This is a genomic window from Imperialibacter sp. (genome assembly GCF_048007035.1).
GTDB lineage: Bacteria > Bacteroidota > Bacteroidia > Cytophagales > Cyclobacteriaceae > Imperialibacter.
Map to the genome: position 1 here is coordinate 1,099,465 of NZ_CP180355.1, position 17,499 is coordinate 1,116,963.

Genomic DNA, 17,499 nt, shown 5'->3' on the forward strand with positions numbered 1-17,499 from the left:
GTACCAGACATGCCAATGATAGTATTGTGGGCACGGGTGAAAACCTGTATTTTGCTCTTGATTTCACCTGACGCACAGTCAACTACATTCCAAAAGTCTTTTTCCAATGATGGCAGGTACATTGTTTTACCATCCGGTGAAATCGACATTCGGTCGCATCCACCTTCGAAAGGTATCTCCCATACAACTTTCTCAGAAGTAATATCTATCCTTTGCAGGGTCTCCAGCGTACTGACATAGATACTGTTCGTGGCCAGGCTTACCGCTACGCCCTTTACATTAGAGGGGGTGCCATCTTTGTGAAAACCCTTCATCGGTATTCTTTTCACGAAACGATGGTTATTGTCCATATCGAAGACAAGTATTCCATGACCCCCATACCCCAGATAGTCTCTTATCCCAGGAGTGGCCACATACAGGTATCGTTTCGATGTGGCCGCCAATTCATCACTTCCTGCCGACGGTTCTTCGCCTGGCAGCGATATCCACGCCGCCGAGACTATCAAAAGCATGCCAAGGATCGCAACCTTAAAAGCGTTAATGTTCTTTTTCATGATATGTAGTTTCTTATGTTTCTTACTATTTGCTTTAAAAATGAGCTTGTTCAATTATATCCAGTGTTCTGAGGGAAAATTTCCAAGTCATTCATCAACTGAATCTGAGCAAGCGGGATGGGGAAAACTGTCATGTAGTCTTTCATTCCAAGTGGTGCCATCACCTCCAGAGCCCGGCCGGTCCTAACCAGGTCGAACCATCGATGGCCTTCAAACGAAAGCTCAAATCTTCTTTCCAGGTAAATCCGATCACGTGTTTCAGCTTGTGACAAGCCGGTCAAGTCGTCGAGCCCACCTCTGTTTCTCACCTGATTAAGGTAACCAAGTGCCTCAACAGTTTTGCCATTTTCATTCAGTGCTTCTGCATAAAGCAGCAAAACATCGGCATAGCGAATCACCTTCCAATTGGCACGGCTGTCGCAACTGGTAAGCAAGCGAACCATGTACTTTTTGGTAAATGTAGCCACGTCGTTGGAAGTGGGAATCAGGGGAATAAAGTTACCGTCGGCATCGGTATGCCCGTTGGCAGCAGTAACATCCTTTCTTACGTCACCTGGTTCAAAAATTTCAAATAAGTGGGGAGGCGCATTGTTGTTCCCATTTTGACCTCCGGTAACACCATAAAACTCAGCCAATTCAGGGTTCTTTGGAGTAAAGTTAGTGGTGAAGCAGTTTCCTTCACCCCCAAGGCCCTCCTCATACTCGATATCGAAGATGTATTCGCTGTGGTGTTCATCTTGCATGTAATCGAATAAGTCATTGTAGTTCTCAAGTAGTGCATAACCCATCGTCGTCACTTCTTTCAATTTGGCCTCCGCCTTTACGAATTCGTGACGAGTCATGTAAACTTTGCCGAGAATTGACTTGGCAGCTCCCATAGTGGCTCTGCCAACGTCCGACCCAGAATAGCTGCCTGGCAACTTCGTTTCAGCGTCCAGCAAGTCGGGAATGATGACTTCGTTGTATATCTTTTCGACACTTTCACGTCCCTTTGTGTACGACTCCTCAATGGTGATAGGCTTGGTAATCATTTGTACATCACCAAAGATTCTTACCATATCAAAGTAAGCAAGGGCACGAATGAACCTGGCTTCACCTATGTACAAGTCTTTATTCTTAACAACAGCGGGATCGGCCTGTTCAATTCTAGCGAGCAACATGTTGCAGCGGCTGATGGTTACGTAATAGTTGCGCCATGTGTCACGCAGCACATTGTCGTCATTGTTGATAGTGAAGTTATCCATGGCCGCAGCGGTATTCTTAACCAACTCATCCCATGAATCGTCGCCTCTCATATCACCAAACAACCACATGTCCTGGTATTGATCCTGCAACGAACCATAAATGCCTATTACCGCATCATTGTAATCTTTATCTGTCTTAAATAAAGCATCTATACTTACTGTATCTACCGGTGCTATGTCAATAAAGTCCTTGTTACATGACATCATAAACAGCGATACGAATGTGACTATGCTAATTATGTTTTTCATTTCTATTTCATTTAGGGTGAGTAAATTAAAATCCTACGTTTAGTCCAAGCTTGATGCTTTTCGCCACGGGATAATCATACTGTTCGTTGCCTGGGTTCAGGGCGCTTCCACTCCTGCTCACGTCAGGGTTGAAACCAATATGCTTCGTAAATAGAAAAGGATTGATTGTGTTAATGTAAACTCTAAGTGAGCTTAGATTAAGGCGCTCAACGAACGCCTCTGGCAGCAGGTAACCAAGCGTTATATTATTAATTCGCAAATAGGTTCCTGTATCCAGCCACAGTTGACTGAATTGCCCACGAAAGTTGCCTGTTGGGGTATCATTAGGTCTAGGCGACCCATCGCCTGGCTCACTTTCTGACTTCCAGTAGTCGTTCATGATCGACAATTGTCTGAATCTGGATCTGTTGTTAGCCAACTGATTTCTGGAGATCGCTAAAATCTCGTTTCCCTTCGACCCCTGAATACCTATAGTTAAAGAAATATTCTTATACGACAGGTTGTTAGTCATTCCATAATAGAAATCGGGATAAGGGGAGCCCATAATGGTTTTATCAAGACTATTGATGACTCCATCAGGCACTCCCTCCGGGCCACTCACGTCCACAAACCTTACGTCACCCACTCTTGAGGCATCTCTGGCACCCGGATTAAAAATAGGCCCTGCATCCAGCTCCGCCTGGTTTTTGAAAACACCATCAGACAACCAGCCATAAAACATACCAATGGGCTGACCTATCATGGTTATGTTGCCCCCAGAGATAATCGGATCACCCTCCGGGCCCAGCTTAACCACTTCGTTCTTATAAGTTGAGATGTTAAAATTAGTTGTCCATTTGAAATCACCGGTGGTATTTACAGTGCTTGCTACAAACTCCCATCCGCTGTTTTTCACCTCGCCAATATTTTTCAACGCTGTGCTGAAACCAGTAACATCAGGCACGTTCACATTCAAAAGCAGGTCATAATTCCTGGAATTGAAATAATCGATATTAAAGCCAAGCCTGTTATCAACAAAACTTAGGTCGACGCCTACGTTTATTTGCTTTTGCGTTTCCCAGGTTAGAGAAGGATTGGCCAGCCTGCCCGGCGCATATCCACCAACAGCACCGCCGCCGAGGGTATACTTGTCGTAATTGATGGTGGCATAGTGCTCATAATTACCAATATTGTTGTTACCTGTGCTGCCGTAGCTTGTTCTTAACTTCATTTCAGAAAGAGCAGGCATGCTTTGCATGAAGCTTTCGTCAGAGATTCTCCAGGCTAAAGCCAGCGAAGGGAAAACGCCAAACTTGTTTTCAGAGCCAAAGCGAGACGAGCCGTCTGTTCTCAATGAAGCTGTGAAGTAGTACTTTCCCAGGTAGTTGTAGTTGACCCTTCCCAGGTAGGACACCAAAGACCATTCGTAGTAGTTGGACGTACCACCGGTGATAATCCCACTCACGGCGCTCAAGGTTGGGACGAGGTTGTTTGGGTACCTGTTACTAGTCAGACTATTAGATTCAACTGTTTCTTTTTGAGTAGTAAAACCTGCTAGTCCCGAAAAGTTATGGTCGCCAAAACTTTTGTTATAGTTAAGGGTAGTTTCAGTAAGCCAGTTTAAGCGAAGGGCAGAATAGTCGGAACCTACAGCAGGATTGTTGAAAAATGCCGGAAGCTGCGGCTTAAAACTCATGCCTTTGATTGCCTGTAGGTTTGTGCCTGCCGCCACATTCACTTTCAGTTCATCAAGGATGGCGTACTCTACATTGATATTGCCAAGTAAACCTATTCCCTTTTGCCTGTTAATCACTTCATTAGCTAGAGCAACGGGGTTTTGGGTTGTAACCACTGCGTCGAGTCCGCCGCCAAAAGGAAAATAAGAACCATCAGGGTTGTACAATGAATAGTATTGTGGAATTACCAGGGAGTTGTACAAAATGTCAGTGTTGCTGTTAACACCGTCAAAGCTGGTTCCTCCTACGTTGGTTTTGTCAACATAAGACGGGTTGATACTTGTTTTGATGGACAACTTATCGGTCAACTTAGAATCGATATTGGAGCGCAATGAATACCTTTTGAAATTACTGTTCAAAATAATTCCATCCTGAGATAAGTATTCGCCACTGATGGCATACTTTACATTTTCGCTGCCTCCGTTGGAAGATAGCTGGTGCTGCTGCTGGGGCGCTGTTACCAGAATTTCATCGAATGGATCTTTGAAGTCGAGAGTGACACCGGGCTGAGTAGGCGTTCTGCCTTCCAGTACTTCAACAACAGTAACCGGAACAGCAATTTTCCAGGTTTCTACCGGGCCGGATACGTCATTGCCCTCGTCAATATTTCTGTTTCTTATCCCGTCAAAGTAGTGCTGCGCTTCTTCCTTTGCAGATTGAAATTCAGGCATTTTGGCGATTTTCTGGAAGCCAAAGTAGGCGTCGTATTTGAAGGTTGGCTTTCCTTCTTTTCCTCTTTTGGTGTTAATTATTATCACACCGTTGGAGCCTCTCGATCCATAAATGGCAGTAGCCGAGGCATCTTTTAATACGTCGATACTCTCGATATCGTTAGGGTTGATGGTTTGTATGCTTTGCATGGGGAAACCATCTACCACGTACAGGGGATCACCTGCAGCGGAAATACTGCCTACGCCTCTTATCCTGATTTGCGGCGGCGCTCCAGGCTCACCAGAAACTGGCATTACCTGAACGCCAGCAGCCTTTCCCAGCAATGCCTGGTCTACCCTGGTGGCCCCCAAATCTTTTATCTCATCGCTTCCCACCGACGAAATCGAGCCTGTGACGTCTTTTCTCTCCATTTCTCCATAACCCACCACCACTATCTCGCTCAGCTGAGCTATGTCCGAGGTCAGCATGATGTTAATTACAGAGCGCCCATTTACAGGCACTTCCTGGCTTGCATAGCCAATAAAAGAAAAAATCAGGGTGGTGCTACCTTCCGGGCTCTTTAAAGAGTAATTGCCGTCAATGTCCGTTACCGTACCGATATTGGTTCCTTTTACAATAATATTAACACCCGGAAGTGCCTCACCTTCCTCGGAAGTTACCTTCCCCGTTATTATCACATCTTCTATAATTACTTCAAGAGAAGGTGAAGAGTCCTTGCCTTTATTGGCATTAATTACTGTGATGTTTTTATTTATCTGTTTAAAACTCAGGCCAGTTTCTTTGGCAATATCCAACAACACGTCGCCAACAGTTCGTGGTATTTTGTATTTACCTGAAAACTTAATATTGGGATCAAGTTTGCCCCTGTCATATGCAAAATGGTAATCTGTTGCCGACTCGATAATTTGGAAAGTCTCAACTAAGGTATTTTTATTGAATTCAATATTCAATGGATAATCTCGCACACTCTTGGTTTCCTGAACGGATGCGAAACTGAACGTAAATGCAAAAAATTGAAGAAATAACCCGTATAGCAGTCGCCTGAACACACAGGGGGTTTGGTGTAGAAATCTTTTTAACATAACTTTGTAGTTTAAGTATGAAATAATTTATCTGGCAATATTTTTTATCTGATACATAAAAAATACTTGCGACTAAGTCGGCAGCTTTCTGGTTGCCGACTTTTTTTATCCACTATCTATCGATTCTGTTTTCATAGGCTTAGAAAAATATTTTGACTTTGTTTCCCTTTAGTTCATAAGTAATGTCTTGCGATGCCTGCAAAACATCCATGATATTCTTAAGATTATCTCTCTCAAATTTTGAAGTTAGTTTCCACTCCTGATCAGGTTTCCCCACAGTAGTTATTTCCACATCGAACCAATTCTCAAGTATCTTAATTACCTTGCGATGGTCGGCATCTCTAAAGTAAATGATGCCTCTTTTCCATGAGGTCATCTCCTCTACATTAAACGACTGTCTGCTAAGCTTACCCGACTGCACGTTTAGGTCGGCCATTTCACCAGGGCTTAAGAGTAAAGTCTCGTGCTCAGCCCTGTCATTACCCTTCCTTACTCTACCTACCATTAATTTCCCCGTCACCAGTGCCACATTGTATATATCAAGTTCCGGGAAAGACTGCACATTAAACGACGTGCCCAAAACCCTCATTTCTAAATTGGACGACCTGACAATAAACGGCCTGCTTTTATCAGGCGTCACTTCAAAAAAAGCTTCACCCACCAGGCTCACCACTCGCTCAGCATCACCAAACACCTCCGGGTAGGAGATACTGCTGCCAGAGTTGAGAATGACTTCCGTACCGTCCGACAGGTGAATAGTCAATTTTTGGCCCTTGTGTGTCTCCTTCTGCAATTGCGGCACAGTCTCTACCACCTCCGGTGGGTTATCAAATGTTCCCTTGCTGTAAAAAAACATTCCAATAATCAGCAACGACACAGCCGCTGCTGCAAGAGATGCCCGTCTCAACCAACTGGATTTTTTATCCTTTGCCACGTAAACTTGTCTGAATGGATTTTCATCAGTAGCTGCAATACTGTCCGTTTTCTTCACGTACTCAACCAAATCTTCCATATTGATCAGGTCATGAATTTTCCTCAGCATGCCTTCTTCATCGGCGCTCTTCTCGGCATCCTTTTTCCGATTGAATTCCAGAATCTGGTTAGACAAGTGCTCATCCAATTTTCCAGACTCCAGGCTTTCAAGGATATACTTCACCTCTTCTATGCTACATTCTCCCTGGAAATACCTTTCCAACAGCTTTTTGTCCATTTTTGCTTTTGTTGCTTAGTGGTAATACAATGTGCTGGCTTGCTACCCTGAAAAGACTTGTAAAAAAATTCAGTTCGACTGTGTATGCCGTGAAACTAATGTGGGGCAGACCTGCCTAAAACTACTCAGGCTATGCCTTACAATGACCATCACACCACACAAGTGCATGTGGCTGTATGGTTGAGCAAACACCGCCAAAGAAAGACCGACCTGCCAGGTTCTGAGTAAATTGCCTTTCATCAAAAAAAAGCAACCCAAACTATCGATTTCTAATTTTTATGACGATGTTGTTGCCCAGTATTGCATATTTTGTAATAGCACTCATCCTATGAAAGAATCATTAGCTACGATAATTGATCAACTTAAATTAGGTGACAAAAAGGCCCTTGACACTCTATTTTACCTATATAACAAGCGGATTTACCATTTCGGTTTGAGCTACTTTCATAACAAGGAAGAATCCGAAGAAATTGTACAGGAAGTATTTTTGAAGCTTTGGTTTAATAGAAAATCCATTAACAGAGACGGCGCTTTTGAGTCGTACATTTTTACCATTGCTAAGAACACGATACTCAATAGCTTAAAGAAAAAAATTCATCATAAAGCTTATCAGGAATACCGACTCCATGTAGCCGACATTACTAGTAACTCGACAGAAGATGATGTTATATACCATGACTTTGAAAAGCTTTATGAGATAGCCCTACAGGTGCTCCCGAAAAAAAGAAAAGAGATTTTTATCCTTAGCCGAATGGAAGGCCTGAGCTATCAACAAATTGCCGAAAAGCTTGGGATTTCGGTGAAGACAGTGGAAACACAAATGCAGCTCGCACTCAAGCATTTCAGAGGGGTACTGAAATCCAACACTGACCTCATAGTTTCTGCATCACTTTTTTTCCTGGCTGCCAGCTAAACTACCCACCACAAACCTTCAGTTTTACAACTCATTTAGCGCTCACCTGGCCAGTCTAACCTGGTCTTCACTTTCGCACCTCAACTGCCAGTTCATTCACCCATCTTCCTCGAAAAATAAACTTCACTTAATTCAGGGTAAGGCTTGATCACATTGTACTACTTCACAGGGAAAGACAACTACCCTAATTTCACACATAAAATATCCTGCTGCTGGCAACTGTTGGCTCAGGTTAAATTACACTACTTATGAACCTCATCATTCTTTTATCAATATCTGCCATTGTGCTACTTGTAGCCTATTTTACCTACGGGAAGTTCGTGTTCAAAAAATTAAACATAAGCAACAAAAACACCACGCCGGCACACGCTTTTGAAGATGGGATCGACTATATCCCAAGCAAAACACCAGTAGTCCTTGGGCACCACTTCGCCTCAATTGCGGGTGCCGGGCCAATAGTAGGGCCGATCATCGCCGTCACTTTTGGCTGGATTCCAGCAGTGATCTGGATATTGCTCGGAGGCATTTTCTTTGGTGCAGTACACGACCTCACCAGCATGATTGCTTCTATGAGGCACGGCGGAAAGTCTATCGGGGTGATTATCCAAAAATATATCGGGCAAGGAGGAAAGCGCCTTTTCCTGATTTTCAGCTTCGCCACGCTTATTCTAATCACTGCGGTTTTTGTTGATATCATAGCCAAAACCTTTATCAATAACCCGGGAGTAGCCTCTGCGTCTATCCTGTTCATGCTGCTGGCTGTAGTTTTTGGGATTGTCAACAAAGCGACCGCAAACGTCAAACATGCCTTTTTGATCAACACCGTTATTGGCGTGCTTGCTATGTACTACTTTGTTTATCTGGGCATGCAAATACCTTTCTTGCTGGATTACAAACTGTGGGTAGTGTTACTGTTGGCTTACGCCTTCGTGGCCTCTGTCACACCGGTCTCATTTCTCCTGCAACCGAGAGACTATCTCAACAGCTTTCTTTTATACGGCCTCATGATAGCCGCCGTGGTGGGTGTCTTTATTGCGAATCCCGAGATTAAAATGGACAACAACGTCCAAATCAATTCTGAAAACCTCGGCTACCTCTTCCCAGTGCTGTTTGTCACCGTGGCGTGCGGTGCCATCAGCGGCTTTCACTCGCTGGTGGCCAGCGGCACCACTTCCAAACAAATCAACAAAGAAAACGACACCAAGGTGGTGGGATATGGTGGCATGTTGATTGAGTCATTTTTAGCAATCATCTCAGTTGGAACGGTCATCATTATTAGTCGGGGAGAATACGCCAGTCGATTGGTCATCGAAGGGCCAGTGACCTTGTTTTCCGACGGACTGGGTAACATCATTTCATCCTCGGGAATCTCTGCACAGCTAGCCATTTCATTCGTGGCATTAACGGTGTCTGCTTTTGCGCTCACCACGCTCGATACCTGTACCCGGCTGGCTCGCTTTACAGTTCAGGAGTACTTCGAAGATGTCAACAACAAAGTGGGGAAGGCATTTACCAAAAATCGCTACCTGGCCACTTCAGTGGTCGTCGTATGCTCAGTGCTGTTGCTTACCTCAGGCGAGTTCACTACGCTGTGGCCAATTTTCGGATCGGCCAATCAATTGCTGGCGGCATTGGCGCTTCTGGCGGTCGCCGTGTGGCTCATCAAAAATAAAATCAATCCCAATTTTGTGCTCGTTCCTATGTTTTTCATGTTTTCGGTCACCCTCAGCTCACTCCTCCTCTTCGCTGTCAAAAACTTCACCGACGGCATTTATGTTTTGTCGATCATTGCTGGCATTCTATTCATCCTCTCAATAGTACTGATCTGGCTGGCCACCCGAAGTCTGAAAAAAGAAATGAATGAACAGGGGCAAACTTTAACTAACGCCTAAGAAAGCACTATACGCCAATTAAAAAGAAAAAAGAGAGATGAAAACTCACAAAGTAGCCGTGATAGCGGGAGATGGAATAGGGCCTGAGGTTTTGGCTGAAGGGATCAAAGTGTTGAAGAAAGTTGAAGCACTTGATGGTAAAATGAAGTTCGACTTTACGCATTTCCCCTCGGGTTGTGAGTACTATGCCAACCATGGAAAAATGATGGTCGATGATGGCATGGAGCAGCTTAGGAATTTTGAAGCGATCTATTTGGGTGCTGTTGGGTTCCCGGGAGTGCCAGACCATGTTTCCCTTAGGGAACTACTATTGAAAATCAGAAAGGGGTTCGATCAGTACGTCAACATTCGGCCCGTCCAACTCTTGGAAGGTGCCCCATGCCCTTTGAAAGATGTGAAAAGAGAAGATGTCGACATGGTCGTGATCCGAGAAAACAGCGAAGGTGAGTATGCCGGAGCAGGCGACTGGCTGTTCAAAGGAAAGCCCGAAGAGGTAGTGCTTCAAACTGGCGTCTTTTCCAGAAAGGGGACAGAAAGAATCATCAGGTACGCCTACGAGCTGGCCAGAAAAGATAAAAAGACCTTAACCAGCATAAGCAAGGCCAACGCCCTTAACTATTCCATGGTCTTCTGGGACCAGGTATTTGAAGAAGTGGGCAAGGATTATCCGGAAGTAAAAACCGCCTCCTACCTGGTAGACGCCGCTGCTATGTTCTTTGTGAAGCAGCCGCAACGGTTCCAGATAGTGGTAACCTCCAATCTCTTTGGAGACATTATCACCGACCTGGGAGCGGCCATTGCCGGCGGTATGGGGCTTGCTGCGGGTGCAAATGTTAACCCAGAAAGGCTATACCCTTCGATGTTTGAACCTATTCATGGATCGGCACCCGACATTGCAGGCAAAGGAATAGCTAACCCCTTCGCCGCTATTTGGTCCGCCAGCCAAATGCTAGACTTTTTTGGGTATAATGATTGGGGAGGGGCTGTGTTGAAATCCATCGAAAAAGTGATGATGGAAAAGAAAACACTAACGCCAGATTTGGGAGGCACCTCTACTACATCAGAAGTGGGTGATGCCGTGATAGCGGCACTTGCGGAAATTTGAAAGCTCCAAAACTAATGATTAAGCCAATCCGCTGACCCGCAGAGTTTCATTTCTTGCTCCTATTTCTCATATCATTGGATCGCTAAAAAAATTAACGGAGCTTCTACGTCTGTCCCCTCCAATCACTCACTTTAGCCTTCAAAAAGTAGTATTAGATATTTTCCCTTTCTGCTTTCAAATGATTTTAGCATGTTTAACCTGTCGTTAGTTTCAAATGCTCATTTTTTGAGCCCATCTGGTTGGAGCTTCCGAAGCGCTTTATTATTGCACTAATCACTTTTAAAAAGCCATAGCTATGAAAAATTTAACAAAAAAACTGTTTTTGCCACTCATCGTTTTATCACTTCTCGCCGGCTGCGGAGGTAAAGACGACGAAGGCGTATCGTCTTCCCTAATTGGCACATGGAAATACAGCTCAGTTGACGTGATAGAACTGTCAATCAATGGACAAGACGTGGTTGCGTACCTTATAGCGGAATTCGAGTTGAGCGAAGCAGAGGCACAGGAAATTGCCGACGGGTTTTCTTTTGCCGCTGAGGAAGATTCCGATATAACCAATGTTACCATTGAATTTAAAGCAGACAATACTTATGTCAGCAGTCAGCCAGGCGAAGATTCGGAAACAGGCACCTGGTCATTGAGCAGTGATGGCAAAATGCTGACGGTTGACGACCAGACTTTTGAAGTTCAAACGTTAACATCAAGCAAGCTTGTGGCCCGCATCAGCCAGCAGGAATCAACTGAGGTTGGAACTATGAAAATAGTGATTGAATTTAGTTTCACTAAGTCCTGAAAAAATAGTTAGGGCCATCGAAGGATCTTCGATGGCCCTAATAACAGTAGACACAGTCACTTCAAGGCTATTTCGAGGCAGCCTCTATCCAGCCCTTCACCTCGTCGATGGTTGGATTAGTAACGTCGTTCAGCTTCAGTTTCTTGCGCATGCCGCAAACGTCGTTGAAAAGCTTGCTGTCTTTACTATCAGCAATGGCCTCTTTGGTAGACATATTGAGTTTTTGAAGTATCGGCACCAGCTCTGTCCTCACTCCCAGCTTCTCGTAATCCTTCTCCATTAGCTCGGCTACTTTCTTTTCTGGCCTCATTTGAGGGAAGAAAAGCACTTCCTGAATGGATGGCGAGTTAGTCATGATCATGCTCAGCCTGTCGATTCCAACACCGAGCCCAGCGGTTGGAGGCATACCATACTCCAACGCCCGAAGGAAGTCTTCGTCCAGCATCATGGCCTCATCGTCACCTCTTTTGCCCAGCTCAAGCTGCTCTTCAAAGCGCTTACGTTGATCAATCGGATCATTCAGCTCTGAGAAGGCATTGCAGATCTCTTTGCCATTGCAGATCGCTTCGAAACGTTCCACAAGCCCCTCTTTGCTGCGGTGCTTCTTCGCCAACGGCGACATCTCCACAGGATAATCCGTGATGAATGTTGGCTGGATCAGCTTGTGTTCGCAATGTTCACCGAAGATCTCGTCAATCAGCTTGCCTTTACCCATCGAGTCATCAATAGGCACTTCCAATTTCTTTGCTGTAGCCCTTAGTTCCTCCTCATCCATGCTACTAATGTCAATACCAGTAAAATGCTCTATCGCCTCAAACATGGTGAAGCGCTTCCACGGACGCTGGAAGTCGATTACGTTCTCCCCTACCTGCACCTGGGTGGTTCCATGGAGGTCAAGAGCGATTTTTTCAATCATCTCCTCCACAGTATCCATCATCCAGTTATAATCTTTGTAAGCTACATACAGCTCCACCTGGGTAAACTCAGGGTTGTGAAAACGAGACATGCCCTCATTCCTGAAATCCTTTGAAAACTCATACACACCATCAAATCCACCAACGATCAGCCTTTTCAGGTACAACTCATTGGCGATGCGCAAATAAAGCGTCATGTCCAGCGTGTTGTGGTGGGTTTTGAACGGACGAGCCGCAGCGCCGCCGTACAACGGCTGAAGGATGGGTGTTTCCACCTCCAGATAGCTTTTATTGTTCAGGTACTCCCTGATCGAGTTGACCAGCTTGGTGCGCTTGATGAAGGTATCCTTTACGTGTGGGTTTACTACCAGGTCGACATAGCGCTGGCGATAGCGCTGCTCCGGATCAGTGAAGGCGTCGTGGAGCACTTTGTTTCCATGTTCGTCCTCTGTTTCCTTCACAATCGGTAAAGGCTTCAGTGCTTTCGTCAGCAGCTTGAACTCAGTCACATGTACGGATATTTCACCGGTTTGCGTGGTAAACACAAAACCTTTAATGCCTACGATATCACCAATACCTATTTTCTTTTTGAAAACGTCGTTGTAAAGCGTCTTGTCTTCCCCGGGGCAAATATCATCTCTTCGGATATAAATCTGAATCCTGCCAGATGCATCCTGGAGTTCCGCAAATGAGGCCGAGCCCATAATACGGCGGCTCATGATGCGACCTGCCATCGATATGTTTTTGTAATCGGTCTTGCGCTTTTCGTAGAATTCATGGATTTCCTCTGCGGCCACGCTGACCTCGAAGGTTTCGGAAGGGTAGGGATTAATACCGGCGGCTATGAGCTCTTCTCTCTCTTTCCGGCGCAAAATTTCCTGCTCGCTTAAATGCATCGACGTTCGTAAGGTTTAATCAGTATCAGCCAGTTAGCTGATTTTCAAATGAGGGGCAAAGTTAACTGAAAGTCGAAAAAAATACTGGATTGGCTCAGTAATAGTTAGTAGACGCCGTCTTTTAATTCTTCGATGTCAAAAAAGGGTTAAGAATTATTATCCTTTACCTCAACCTCAGTTTTCTTACCGTCATCCACCTCAATGGATGTTAGATTACTTCCTGAAAATAAATAATCAGGATGTTCAAATTCATTAGTGGAAGTATGCTGTGCTTGTTCTTTGTGCAAGCCGCCGCTCAGCCAGAAAAACTGACGAAGATTTTAAAAGAAGACAATGTTTCGGAGTTTGTCCGCCACTACAGCGAACCAACTGCTGACACAACCCTCCTTCACAAAAGTGTGAGAGCCGCTGCGTACAAAATCTCCGAGTTCCTTATTCAGAAGGAACCTGACATCAACAGCTTTGATGAAAATGGCCAAACACCGCTTCACATTGCTATTGAGGTTGAAAACGCAAAACTGGTTAACCTCCTGATCAACGGTGGCGCTAACCCCAATCTGAAAACAAAAGGCGGCCTTGAGGGCACCCCACTCATGTTTGCCTCCTCTATCAAAGATCCAGCCATCAGCAAACTGCTGCTCGCAGCCGGTGCCGAAGTAAACATTGTCGACATCAACGGAGACCCTGCACTCAACTGGGCAGCCTACTATGGCCACACTGATCAAATGAGACTCCTGATCAAGGCCGGAGCCGATTTGCCGCTAAGGAGCAAACATGGCAACGTGGTGGACGTGGTGCTGAGGCTATGGCAGGCCGACTCAGTGGCTGAGCTACTCAGGCAAACCTCCCTGGCCACAAAAATCCCCAACCATGCGGCAAAGCTTGTGAATGCTGCCAACACCAATGACCTGGAAGTGGCCTGGAAAATCTTAAAAAGCGGTGGCGATGCCAATGCGATGGACGGCCTCGGCATTCCTGCGCTCCAGCTCGCCGCACAAAAGGGCTATTTGGAAATGACGCAGCTACTATTGGACAATGGAGCCGACCCAAATAAGCTAAATCGTGTAGGACAGCCTCCTCTCGCTCTGGCCGCACGGTTTGGGCACAAAGACGTGGCGAAGCTGCTGCTCGACAACGGAGCGAATCCAAATGCAACAGACCAGCACTACAGGCTCACCTCCATTATAGGTGCAGCAGTAAATGGCGATGCATCATTAGGCCAAATGCTTATTGACGCCGGAGCCAATATCGATCACACCGACTCGGTTAACCATTGTGCAGCACTGCACTGGTCGCTGTTCTATAGCCACAACGAGTTTGCTACTATGATGATCAACTCCGGAGCAGACTATGAAATGCGGGTTCTGGATGACAAGTATACAGCCTATACGCTGGCTCAAGCCTACAGCAATGAAGAAATCATGGGCCTGATCCAGACGAAAAGAAATCAACTCAATCCACTGCTGGGATCCTGGAAGTTCAAAGAGATTCACTACATCTACAAAGACACTACGTATTCCGTGCCCGAAGCCTACCCAGGCACCTTTGTGGTAGCCCCGAACCGCTATGCCATTATGTACAATCCCTCCGACGAGCCAAGGAAACCATTCCAGTCGCTGGCCAAGCCGACCGACGCCGAAATAAAGGCGGCCTTTCAAAGCATTGTTTTCAATTCGGGCAGCTACGAACTATCGTCGGCAATGATGGTCACAACTTCCGACATTGCCAGAGTGCCCGGGTTTGAAGGCGGAAAGCAGTACTATGAGTATAAATTCGAGGATGATGCTCTGCACCTGAAAATGGTTGACGAGACCTATCCCGATGGCACCAAACCGGCCTGGTACCAAAAGCTTGAAGTTCTTTTTATATTGACGAAAGAATGATGCAGTATGACGGCCTTAAGGTTTCTTCTCCTGGGATATGCATTCCTGACCATTTTCATTTCTGGTGGGCTCTTTTTTAAGAAGTCTGGGCAGGCCTATTTTACCCTTTCGATGTTCACTCTTCTCTTTGGAATCGAGATGCTTGATTTCCTCTATTCCACAAGTGTGCTGGCCCGAATGCATCCGCAATTTTTTGGCATCTATTACTTTACCGCCGGCTTCATTTATGGTCCGGTGCTTTTTTTGCATTTCAATGTGCTTTTGAAAGAAAGGTATTTCAAGGCCATTGACCTGTTGAACTTTGTTCCTGCTGTTATCGCATTTCTTAGTATTAGCGACATCCTATTGATGCCTGGGCATAGCCGAATGGACTACATAGGGGCTCATTTTTTCGATCGCATCATGCCTTTCAACTACGCCAGGGCAACGCATATCCTGCTGTATGGAATAGTCTTCGTTTTCCTGATCTACAAAAACTACAGTAGCCTTGATTCCAAAAAAAGGCTATATACCCTGTCCACTTGCTCCATCTACTTCATTACTGCTGTGCTCATGTCGTGGCTCACAGAATATGCCGACGACTGGCGGCAGTTTATTGTCTATTACATCTCCGCTTCCAGCATTGTTTTCATTATTGGCTATGTGCTGTACACCGAACCCGACTTCCTTAGCCGGATTGCTGGCAAATACCTAAGCTCCAATCTCTCCCAAAAAGACATGGGTGTCATCAAAGAAAAAATCATTTCCTCCTTCGAGAGAGACAAAGCTTATCTGGAAAGCAACCTGACCCTGGCCAGGCTTGGCGAGCTGATTGAAGAGAAACCGCATAGAATATCGCAGACATTATCAGAACTGGTCAGGGAGAGTTTCAACGACTTCACCAATCGGTTCAGGGTGGAGCATGCCAAAGAAATGTTGGTAAAAGATGAGTTCCGACACTACAAAATAGAGGCCATTGCACTTGAGTCAGGCTTCAACAACAAGGTCACTTTTTCGAAAGCCTTTACGAAGTTTACGGCGCAAAAACCTTCTGTCTACCGAAATAAAATGTCCAGATAGGCGCCTCGCTTTTTGAGCGGCGTGCATGAAGGAAACGACTGACTTACTACGCAGCAGACAGTTTCCTCCGTTCGATCTCCTTCTTAATAAAGCTAAACTCTCTCCCTGTTTGTCCTGCTACTGACGTATTCTCCTCAGCCCGCCTGATCAGATAGGGCATCACCTTTTCCAGCGGGCCGTAAGGCACGTACTTTGCCACATTGTAGCCCTCCTTCGACAGCTTAAACGAAATATTGTCGCTCATGCCATAGAGCTGTGCAAAAAACACCCCCGGATCATCCTTGGCTATGCCATACTGTTGCATCAGTGAAGTGAGCAACGCATTCGACTGCTCATTGTGGCTTCCCGAACAAAATGCAATCCGCTTGTGGTTAGCTGCGCAGAAGTCAAGCGCCCTGTTGTAGTCAATATCCGTGGCTTGCTTCGTCGGTTGAATGGGATCCTTGTAGCCCAGCTCCTCCGCCCGCTCACGCTCGTTCTCCATGTAAGCACCACGCACCAGCTTCACACCCAGGTAAAACCCTTCTGTTTTCCCTTTTTCGTGCAAACCAACCAGCTTGTCGAAAGCATCCCATCTGTAAAATTGCAGCGTAGTGTAAACAATCGCCCGCTCTTTGTTGTACTTCCGCATCATTTCCAGCGCCAACCCGTCTATCACCCCCTGGTAAGCATAATCTTCTGCGTCAATAAATATCCTGACATTTAGTTCGTGGGCTTTGCTACAGAGCTCTTCAACCCGACGGTGAATATTGTCAAATGCCTTCTGCTCTTTGCCATTCAGTTGTTTGCCATCCTGCGATTTCGTCATCAGCTCCTCAGAGCCCAGCGCTGACACTTTCATGACCGCAAAAGGTATGTGAGCAGTGGTGGCTGAGTTCATCACCGTCTGTAGTATTTCTTCCTTGTTCGCCTCAAATCCGGCCTCCGTTTTCTCCCCTTCTGCCGAGTAATCGAGGATGGTACCAATACCTGAAGCACCGAGCTCAGAAATCGTTTGTTTGCACTCTTGTATCGTCTCACCACCACAGAAATGCCCGAAAACAGTACTTTTTATGAGTTTTTTGATGGGCAATTTCATTTTTAGTGCTAATATTACGCCCTGTGTTCCAAAGCGCACCAAAAAGTTACTGTTCATAGCGGCGAATAGCCAATACATCTTCTTCAATTCCCGGTCCGACTTAGAAGCAAAAGCTACTTCGGTATCTTCGAAGGTAAAGGGATGGGTAACGGGCATGGTTAATGTGTTTAATTGGAGTGCAATAATAAGTAAAAGACTAGTTTGATCGTTTTTAGTTTATAAAAAATAAGTGAGGTGGGT

At 45.5% G+C, this 17,499-nt stretch carries 11 protein-coding genes and 1 pseudogene; 7 read left to right on the top strand and 5 right to left on the bottom strand.

The annotated features are described in order from the left end of the window. Positions 1-358 precede the first annotated feature (358 nt). Positions 359-532, top strand: a pseudogene (locus tag ACMVP2_RS04925) (hypothetical protein); the annotation flags it as partial. Between the two features lie 72 nt (positions 533-604). Here the strand turns inward: ACMVP2_RS04925 and ACMVP2_RS04930 are convergent. The 3 genes from ACMVP2_RS04930 to ACMVP2_RS04940 all read right to left on the bottom strand — a co-directional run bounded on the left by ACMVP2_RS04930 (position 605) and on the right by ACMVP2_RS04940 (position 6,726). Further along, positions 605-2,047: a RagB/SusD family nutrient uptake outer membrane protein gene (locus tag ACMVP2_RS04930; RefSeq protein ID WP_416866940.1), complete on the bottom strand. Its 1,443-nt coding sequence runs from the start codon at positions 2,045-2,047 to the stop codon at positions 605-607. Between the two features lie 25 nt (positions 2,048-2,072). Beyond that, entirely contained in the window at positions 2,073-5,516 is a 3,444-nt protein-coding gene (locus ACMVP2_RS04935; RefSeq protein WP_416866941.1) for a SusC/RagA family TonB-linked outer membrane protein, read from the bottom strand. Positions 5,517-5,655: 139 nt separating this feature from the next. Next, positions 5,656-6,726, bottom strand: a complete 1,071-nt coding sequence (locus ACMVP2_RS04940) for a FecR family protein (protein ID WP_416866942.1) — start codon at positions 6,724-6,726, stop codon at positions 5,656-5,658. Between the two features lie 328 nt (positions 6,727-7,054). Between ACMVP2_RS04940 and ACMVP2_RS04945 the strand changes: the two genes are divergently transcribed. The 4 genes from ACMVP2_RS04945 (at position 7,055) to ACMVP2_RS04960 (ending at position 11,429) form a co-directional block, all read left to right on the top strand. Then, the gene (locus ACMVP2_RS04945) at positions 7,055-7,639 is read left to right on the top strand and encodes an RNA polymerase sigma-70 factor (protein ID WP_151997996.1); all 585 of its coding nucleotides are present in this window, start codon (positions 7,055-7,057) and stop codon (positions 7,637-7,639) included. Between the two features lie 248 nt (positions 7,640-7,887). Further along, positions 7,888-9,531, top strand: a complete 1,644-nt coding sequence (locus tag ACMVP2_RS04950; protein ID WP_416866943.1) for a carbon starvation protein A — start codon at positions 7,888-7,890, stop codon at positions 9,529-9,531. Positions 9,532-9,568: 37 nt separating this feature from the next. Continuing rightward, the gene (locus ACMVP2_RS04955; protein WP_416866944.1) at positions 9,569-10,636 is read left to right on the top strand and encodes a tartrate dehydrogenase; all 1,068 of its coding nucleotides are present in this window, start codon (positions 9,569-9,571) and stop codon (positions 10,634-10,636) included. 295 nt (positions 10,637-10,931) lie between these two features. Then, on the top strand, positions 10,932-11,429 hold the full coding sequence (locus ACMVP2_RS04960; RefSeq protein WP_416866945.1) for a lipocalin family protein: 498 nt from the start codon (positions 10,932-10,934) through the stop codon (positions 11,427-11,429). Positions 11,430-11,496: 67 nt separating this feature from the next. Here ACMVP2_RS04960 and lysS read toward each other — a convergent pair whose 3' ends face one another. Then, complete coding sequence (gene lysS / locus ACMVP2_RS04965; RefSeq protein WP_416866946.1) at positions 11,497-13,239, bottom strand: lysine--tRNA ligase; 1,743 nt, start codon at positions 13,237-13,239, stop codon at positions 11,497-11,499. A 239-nt stretch (positions 13,240-13,478) separates the two neighbouring features. On the opposite strand from lysS, the gene ACMVP2_RS04970 reads away from it, so the two are divergent. Together ACMVP2_RS04970 and ACMVP2_RS04975 are read left to right on the top strand one after the other, a co-directional pair. Continuing rightward, positions 13,479-15,122 (top strand): ankyrin repeat domain-containing protein, encoded by a 1,644-nt coding sequence (locus ACMVP2_RS04970; RefSeq protein WP_416866947.1) that lies wholly within the window; start codon positions 13,479-13,481, stop codon positions 15,120-15,122. Positions 15,123-15,128: 6 nt separating this feature from the next. Next, complete coding sequence (locus tag ACMVP2_RS04975) at positions 15,129-16,181, top strand: helix-turn-helix domain-containing protein (protein WP_416866948.1); 1,053 nt, start codon at positions 15,129-15,131, stop codon at positions 16,179-16,181. Positions 16,182-16,227: 46 nt separating this feature from the next. Here the strand turns inward: ACMVP2_RS04975 and ACMVP2_RS04980 are convergent, their stop codons facing one another. Next, positions 16,228-17,415: a proline dehydrogenase family protein gene (locus ACMVP2_RS04980; protein ID WP_416866949.1), complete on the bottom strand. Its 1,188-nt coding sequence runs from the start codon at positions 17,413-17,415 to the stop codon at positions 16,228-16,230. Between the last annotated feature and the right edge of the window lie 84 nt (positions 17,416-17,499).

What these genes read in the sequence shown, in the direction of transcription:
- ACMVP2_RS04970 (WP_416866947.1), top strand. Translation starts at nt 13,479, where the DNA reads ATGTTCAAATTCATTAGTGGAAGTATGCTGTGCTTGTTCTTTGTGCAA.
- lysS (WP_416866946.1), bottom strand. Translation starts at nt 13,239, where the DNA reads ATGCATTTAAGCGAGCAGGAAATTTTGCGCCGGAAAGAGAGAGAAGAG.
- ACMVP2_RS04930 (WP_416866940.1), bottom strand. Translation starts at nt 2,047, where the DNA reads ATGAAAAACATAATTAGCATAGTCACATTCGTATCGCTGTTTATGATG.
- ACMVP2_RS04950 (WP_416866943.1), top strand. Translation starts at nt 7,888, where the DNA reads ATGAACCTCATCATTCTTTTATCAATATCTGCCATTGTGCTACTTGTA.
- ACMVP2_RS04980 (WP_416866949.1), bottom strand. Translation starts at nt 17,415, where the DNA reads ATGCCCGTTACCCATCCCTTTACCTTCGAAGATACCGAAGTAGCTTTT.
- ACMVP2_RS04945 (WP_151997996.1), top strand. Translation starts at nt 7,055, where the DNA reads ATGAAAGAATCATTAGCTACGATAATTGATCAACTTAAATTAGGTGAC.
- ACMVP2_RS04975 (WP_416866948.1), top strand. Translation starts at nt 15,129, where the DNA reads ATGACGGCCTTAAGGTTTCTTCTCCTGGGATATGCATTCCTGACCATT.
- ACMVP2_RS04935 (WP_416866941.1), bottom strand. Translation starts at nt 5,516, where the DNA reads ATGTTAAAAAGATTTCTACACCAAACCCCCTGTGTGTTCAGGCGACTG.
- ACMVP2_RS04955 (WP_416866944.1), top strand. Translation starts at nt 9,569, where the DNA reads ATGAAAACTCACAAAGTAGCCGTGATAGCGGGAGATGGAATAGGGCCT.
- ACMVP2_RS04960 (WP_416866945.1), top strand. Translation starts at nt 10,932, where the DNA reads ATGAAAAATTTAACAAAAAAACTGTTTTTGCCACTCATCGTTTTATCA.
- ACMVP2_RS04940 (WP_416866942.1), bottom strand. Translation starts at nt 6,726, where the DNA reads ATGGACAAAAAGCTGTTGGAAAGGTATTTCCAGGGAGAATGTAGCATA.